This is a genomic window from Pseudomonas sp. CJQ_9 (assembly GCF_043106615.1).
Lineage (GTDB): Bacteria > Pseudomonadota > Gammaproteobacteria > Pseudomonadales > Pseudomonadaceae > Aquipseudomonas > Aquipseudomonas juntendi.
On record NZ_JBICMS010000018.1, the window covers coordinates 21,592 to 27,650 of the forward strand.

At 63.1% G+C, this 6,059-nt stretch carries 6 protein-coding genes; 5 read left to right on the forward strand and 1 reads right to left on the reverse strand.

Features of this window, described 5'->3' with window-relative positions; all coding sequences use genetic code 11:
• Positions 1–40 precede the first annotated feature (40 nt).
• From ACF8SD_RS03050 to ACF8SD_RS03070, 5 genes are all read left to right on the forward strand, one after another.
• Positions 41–1,102, forward strand: a complete 1,062-nt coding sequence (locus ACF8SD_RS03050) for a DUF2066 domain-containing protein (protein WP_173887826.1) — start codon at positions 41–43, stop codon at positions 1,100–1,102.
• Positions 1,103–1,114: 12 nt separating this feature from the next.
• Positions 1,115–2,188, forward strand: a complete 1,074-nt coding sequence (locus tag ACF8SD_RS03055) for an AI-2E family transporter (protein ID WP_173887827.1) — start codon at positions 1,115–1,117, stop codon at positions 2,186–2,188.
• Between the two features lie 185 nt (positions 2,189–2,373).
• Entirely contained in the window at positions 2,374–3,081 is a 708-nt protein-coding gene (gene hda / locus ACF8SD_RS03060; protein ID WP_009683956.1) for a DnaA regulatory inactivator Hda, read from the forward strand.
• Between the two features lie 127 nt (positions 3,082–3,208).
• A complete protein-coding gene (locus tag ACF8SD_RS03065) occupies positions 3,209–3,847 on the forward strand; it encodes a C40 family peptidase (RefSeq protein ID WP_009683957.1) in 639 nt (212 codons plus the stop codon).
• Between the two features lie 141 nt (positions 3,848–3,988).
• The gene (locus ACF8SD_RS03070; protein WP_173887828.1) at positions 3,989–4,525 is read left to right on the forward strand and encodes a C40 family peptidase; all 537 of its coding nucleotides are present in this window, start codon (positions 3,989–3,991) and stop codon (positions 4,523–4,525) included.
• 53 nt (positions 4,526–4,578) lie between these two features.
• Here ACF8SD_RS03070 and ACF8SD_RS03075 read toward each other — a convergent pair whose 3' ends face one another.
• Positions 4,579–5,898, reverse strand: a complete 1,320-nt coding sequence (locus ACF8SD_RS03075) for a PQQ-dependent sugar dehydrogenase (protein WP_392484561.1) — start codon at positions 5,896–5,898, stop codon at positions 4,579–4,581.
• Positions 5,899–6,059 lie beyond the last annotated feature (161 nt).

Here is a 6,059-nt window from a genome sequence, read left to right on the forward strand (position 1 = left end):
TGAAGCTCACGGCTTGAAGCACGACTGGACGGAATCCTCGATGCGCTTGATCTCTATTCTGGCAGCCGGTTGCCTGGCCCTTGTGTCGGCCGCCGCCATGGCTGAAAACGTCTCCGACCTTTACCAGGTGCACGAACCGCTTGCGGGGCAGGGCGCCGAAGCGCGTACAGCTGCTACCGGCAAGGCCCTCGAAACCCTCATCCTGCGCCTGACCGGTGACCCCAAGGCGGTGCAAAGCCCAGGGTTGGCGGGCCTGCGCAAAGACCCGCAGCAAATCATCAACCAAGTCGGCACCGAGGCGGGCCCGCCGGAATCGGTTGTGGTCGAGTTCGACCCGGGCAGTACCGAGCGCGCACTGCGCAAGGCTGGCCTGGCCTTGTGGGGGAGCAACCGGCCGTCGATCCTCAGCTGGTGGCTCAATGACAGTGTCGAAGGCAGCAGCCTGGTCGGTGATGGCCAGCCCAGTGCCCAGCCACTGCGGCGTGCCGCACAGCACCGCGGCTTGCCGCTGCGCCTGCCGCTGGCCGACCTGCAGGAGCAATTGGTAGCCAATGCCAAGCAACTCGAAGGCAGCGACCCGGCGCCGCTGCGCGAGGCCGCCGAGCGTTACGGCGCCGACGCCATGCTGGCGGTGCATGCCCAGGAAGCCGATGGCAAGTGGCAAGGTAAATGGCAGCTGTGGCTGGGTGACCAGCGCGAGCAGGGCACCGCCGAGGGCGCCGACCAGGCCGCACTGGCTGATGCCGTGATGCTGGCGGTGGGCAGCCGCCTTGCACCGCGTTATGTCACCCGGCCAGGGGCCAGCAGCCAGTTGCAGGTGCAGGTGCAGGGAATGAACCTGCAGCGCTACGCCGAGTTGGCTCGGGTGCTGGAACCCTATGGCCCACGCTTGCAGTTGGCTGATGGCACCACCTTGACCTACGGCGTGACTGGCAACCGTGAGCAATTGCGTGCCCAGCTGGGCCTGGCCAAATTGCAGGAGCTGCCGGTGGAACAGGCCGCCGCCGTACCTGCCACGCCGGCGCCTGCCGGCGGCCAGGCCCCGGCTACCGAGCCGCAACCCGCACCCCGGCCGTTCGACGGCCTGCGTTTTCGTTGGTAAGGAGTACTGACATTGACTGACCTGCGTCGCTGGATCTGGCTCGGCGCCATACTGCTGGTGGTCGTGCTGTTGTATAGCTTGCACAACATTCTCACGCCCTTTCTGATCGGTATTCTGCTGGCCTACCTGGCCGACCCGCTGGTTGATTGGCTGGAGCGCCGTGGGCTGTCGCGGACCTGGGGTGTGGTGTTGGTGTTCGCGCTGTTCACCTTGCTGTTCATGGCGTTGTTGCTGGTGCTGGTGCCAATGCTGGCCAAGCAGCTGGTGCGCCTGTACGAGCTGGCGCCGCAGATGCTTGACTGGTTGCAGCACGTGGCCTTGCCGTGGGTGCAGCAGCGGCTTGGCCTGGCCGATGGTTTCTGGAAATTCGACAAGATCAAGTCGGCTATCAGCGAGCACATGGGCCAGACCACCGACATTGTCGGGGTGGTGTTGTCGCAGGCGACTGCTTCGAGCCTGGCGCTGATCGCCTGGCTGGCCAACATGGTGATGATTCCGGTCGTGGGTTTCTACCTGCTGCGGGACTGGGATCTGATGATGGCCAAGCTGCGCAGCCTGTTGCCTCGCCAACAGGAACCCCAGATAGTCGGCCTGGCAGGCGAATGCCATGAAGTGCTGGGCGCCTTCGTTCGCGGGCAGCTGATGGTGATGGTGGCGTTGGGCATCATCTATTCGGTGGGGCTGATGCTGGTGGGCCTGGAACTGGGCCTGCTGATCGGCATGCTCGCCGGCCTGGCGGCGATCGTGCCGTACATGGGGTTCATCATCGGCATCGGCGCGGCGCTGGTGGCCGGGCTGTTCCAGTTTGGTGGCGACCTGTACCCGATGCTGGGCATTGTCGCGGTATTCGTCATCGGGCAGGCACTGGAAGGCATGGTGCTGACACCGTTGCTGGTGGGTGACCGCATCGGCTTGCACCCGGTGGCGGTAATATTCGCCATCCTTGCAGGGGGCGAGCTGTTCGGTTTTACCGGGGTATTGCTGGCGTTGCCGGTGGCAGCGGTGATCATGGTGCTGCTGCGCCATGTGCATGATCTTTATAAAGAGTCGGACATGTATGCCGGGGACGTCGACCCGGAGCTGTAACCCCGGCCACCGCGTCGCGGCTTCATGGGGCGCTGCTGCCATGGCGCAGTCTCGGGGCTTGCAGCGCAACCTGTTGATTTTGCTTGCGCTATCGGTTGCCGAGATTGTGTACCCCGCGTTGCGGGTATAGACTTTGCAGATTGTTCACCTAAGGCCCCCTGCGGTCGCATTGACCGCCCGCGAGCATGAAACCACCGATCCAGTTGCCCCTGGGTGTGCGCCTGCGCGATGACGCCACCTTCATCAACTACTATCCGGGCGCCAATGCTGCGGCATTGGGTTACGTCGAGCGGTTGTGCGAAGCCGACGCCGGCTGGACCGAAAGCCTTATCTACCTGTGGGGCAAGCAGGGTGTTGGCCGTAGCCACCTGCTGCAGGCCGCCACGCACCGTTTCCAGCAGCGCGGTGAGCCCGCGGTCTACCTGCCACTGGCGCAACTGCTCGAGCGTGGCGTAGGGCTGCTCGACTACCTGGCGCAGTATGAACTGGTCTGCATAGACGATCTGCATGTGATCGCCGGCAAGCCAGACTGGGAAGAGGCCATGTTCCACCTGTTCAACCGCCTGCGTGACAGCGGCCGACGCCTGTTGCTGGCCGCTTCGGCATCACCGCGCGAACTGCCGGTGAAATTGCCGGACCTGAAGTCGCGGCTGACCCTGGCCCTGGTGTTCCAGATGCGTGGCCTGTCCGATGAAGACAAGCTGCGTGCGCTACAACTGCGTGCCTCGCGCCGCGGCCTGCACCTCACCGACGAAGTCGGGCATTTCATCCTTACCCGTGGTGCACGCAGCATGAGTGCGCTGTTCGACCTGCTCGAGCGCCTCGACCAGGCATCGCTGCAGGCCCAACGCAAGCTCACCATCCCTTTCCTCAAGGAAACCCTCGGCTGGTAACCCCCTGAAATCCTTGGGCCAGAGCAGTAAAACGAAAAAGTCACATCTTTTTCGATAAAATTTGCAAATGGCCATGATAGAGGGCATAGTTTCCCCCTTCTAAAGGATTACAGACACGGTCGTGCCCATGCTGAAGCGCTTTGCACCCCTCGTGCCACTCGCACTCGTGACCCTGCTTTTTGGCTGTGCGGCCCAAGGCCCGGTTTCCCAGCCCCAGGATCACACCCCTGTCGCCGCTCAGGCGGCAGTTAAAACCCAAGCCTCGCCTTCGTCGGTATTCGGCGAACCGGAAGAGCTGGCTACCGAAGATGACCTCGCGTCGTTCTCCAGCAGCAAGCCTTACCAGCTGCCGGTTCTGGCCGACAGCATCCTGGAGCGCGGCATGTCGTTGATCGGCACCCGCTATCGCTTCGGCGGTACCTCGGAAAAGTCCGGCTTCGACTGCAGTGGCTTCATCGGCTACCTGTTCCGCGAAGAGGCTGGCATGACCCTGCCGCGCTCCACGCGTGAAATGATCAACGTCGATGCCCCGAAAGTGGCGCGCAACAAACTCAAGCCAGGTGACCTGCTGTTCTTCAGCACCAATGGCCGCGGTCGCGTCAGCCATGCCGGCATTTACCTGGGTGACAACCAGTTCATCCACTCCAGCAGCCGCCGCAGCGGTGGTGTGCGCATCGACAGCCTCGGTGACCGCTACTGGAGCAAGACCTTCATTGAAGCCAAGCGCGCCTTGGCCATGGCGCCGACCAACATCGCGCGCAACTGATGGCAAAATGCTGTACCCTGCCACGGCGGTGATGCTTTTTAAAAAAAGCTCGCCGCCGTGCGCATTTACAGAAAGCGTCTAATCTAATTTCTCAACTCTTTTCAGCTGCGGCGCAGCGGTCTCAGACAGGAAGTTATGGCCATGGTAAAGATGGCGCGCTTCGCATTCCTCTCCTTGGCAACCTTGCTGGCTGCCTGTTCCAGCCGTGCGCCTGCGCCGGCCCCTGTGATAAAGCCCCAGGTCACCTCCTATAGCCAGGCCAGCCCTTCGCCGGTTGCCGATGACGTGTTGATTCGTGCCATTGGTCTGGTGGGCACGCCCTACCGCTGGGGTGGCAATACGCCGGATTCTGGCTTCGATTGCAGTGGCTTGATCAAGTACGTTTACCGGGATGCCGCCGGCATCAGTCTGCCGCGCTCGACGCGGGAGATGATTGTCATGCGGGCGCCCACCGTAAACCTCAACGCGTTGCAGTCCGGTGACCTAGTGTTCTTCGCTACCAGTGGCGGCTCGCAAGTCAGCCATGCAGGTATCTACGTAGGCGACGGGCGCTTCGTGCATGCCCCTTCTACCGGTGGCACCGTGCGCCTGGACTACCTGTCCAACAGCTACTGGGCCAAAGCGTACCTGCAGGCCAAGCGGGTGATTCCACAAGGGCACCTGGCGCAGAACCCCTGATAGCCGTCGCTTGATGGCCCCGCGACCTTTCAGGTTCGAAGGGGGGGGCGGGGCTACGGCGCGGTGGCGGGTGCCTTGCTCACCCGCCAGACCACGTTGCCCACATCGTCTGCCACCAGCACCGCCCCGCGTCCATCGTTGATGACCCCGACCGGGCGCCCCTTGGCCTGGCCCTGTTCATCCAGAAAGCCGCTTAGCAGGTCCACGGGATTGCCTGCAGGTTTGCCTGTACGATCGAACGGCACGAAAATGACCTTGTAGCCACTGTGAGGCCTGCGGTTCCACGAGCCATGTTGCCCAACGAGCGCGCCGCGCTGGAATGGCGCTGGCAGCGCACCCGGTTCGGCGAACGCCAGCCCCAGCGAGGCGGTGTGTGGCCCCACGGCATAATCGGGGACCAGCGCCTGGGCTACCTTTTGCGGTGCGGGCGGTTGCACACGGCTGTCCACATGCTGGCCGTAGTAGCTGTAGGGCCAGCCATAAAAGCCGCCGTCCTTCACGGAGGTGATGTAATCGGGCACCAGGTCGCTGCCGATTTCGTCGCGTTCATTGACGGCAGTCCACAGGCTGCCGCTGTTCGGCTCCCAGGCCAGGCCGTTGGGATTGCGCAGCCCGGTGGCGAACAGCCGGTGCTGGCCGTTGGCCGGGTTCACTTCCCAGATCGCTGCCCGCCCTTGTTCCTTGTCCATTCCGTTCTCGGCGACATTGCTGTTTGAACCTACCGTCACGTAAAGGTGTTTGCCGTCGGGGCTGGCGATCACGTTCTTGGTCCAGTGGTGGTTCAGCGGGCCGCCGGGTAGCGCAGTCACCACCTGGCCTTTGTCGGTGATGTGTGTTGCGCCGCTTTGGTAATGAAAACGCAGCAGCTTGTCGGTGTCGGCGACGTAGAGATCCTCGCCTATCAGGGCCATGCCGAACGGTGAGTTCAGCCCTTCAATGAATGGCACCTGGGTTTCTGCCGAACCATCGTGATTCGCATCGCGCAGCAACGTGATGCGGTTGGCGCTGGGTACGCCAGCACCTGCACGCGCCATGACCTTTTTCATGGCCCAGCCGCGCAGGCCCTTGGCGTCTTCCGGCTTGGGTGGGGCATTGGTCTCGGCCACGAGGACGTCGCCGTTTGGCAGCAGGTATAGCCAGCGGGGGTGGTCGAGGCCGCTGGCGAACGCGTTTACCTGAAGGCCGGGGGCTGCCGTGGGTTTTGCATGTTCCGGCCAGCCTACTGCTGGGGCGATGTTCACGGTGGGCAGGGGCGTGCGTACGGGGGCGGGTAGCTGGGGGGAAGGGCCGGTGCCGTCGTTTACACTCAGCAGGGCGGTGTCGCCGCAGGCGGTCAGGCTGGTGGCCAGCAGCCATGGCATGAGGTGTTTCATGGGCGGCGTTCTCCGCAGCGGGCTCATGAGGGTGAGAGGTCGGCTGGGCTTGCAGGGTTCCCCATGGTTTATCGCGGTCTCTGTTCCTATGCGGTTTCAACGCCCACATTTTTGCAGAGCTTGAAATCTTGAGCGCTGGTTTTTGGTGGCGCGAAAACTCC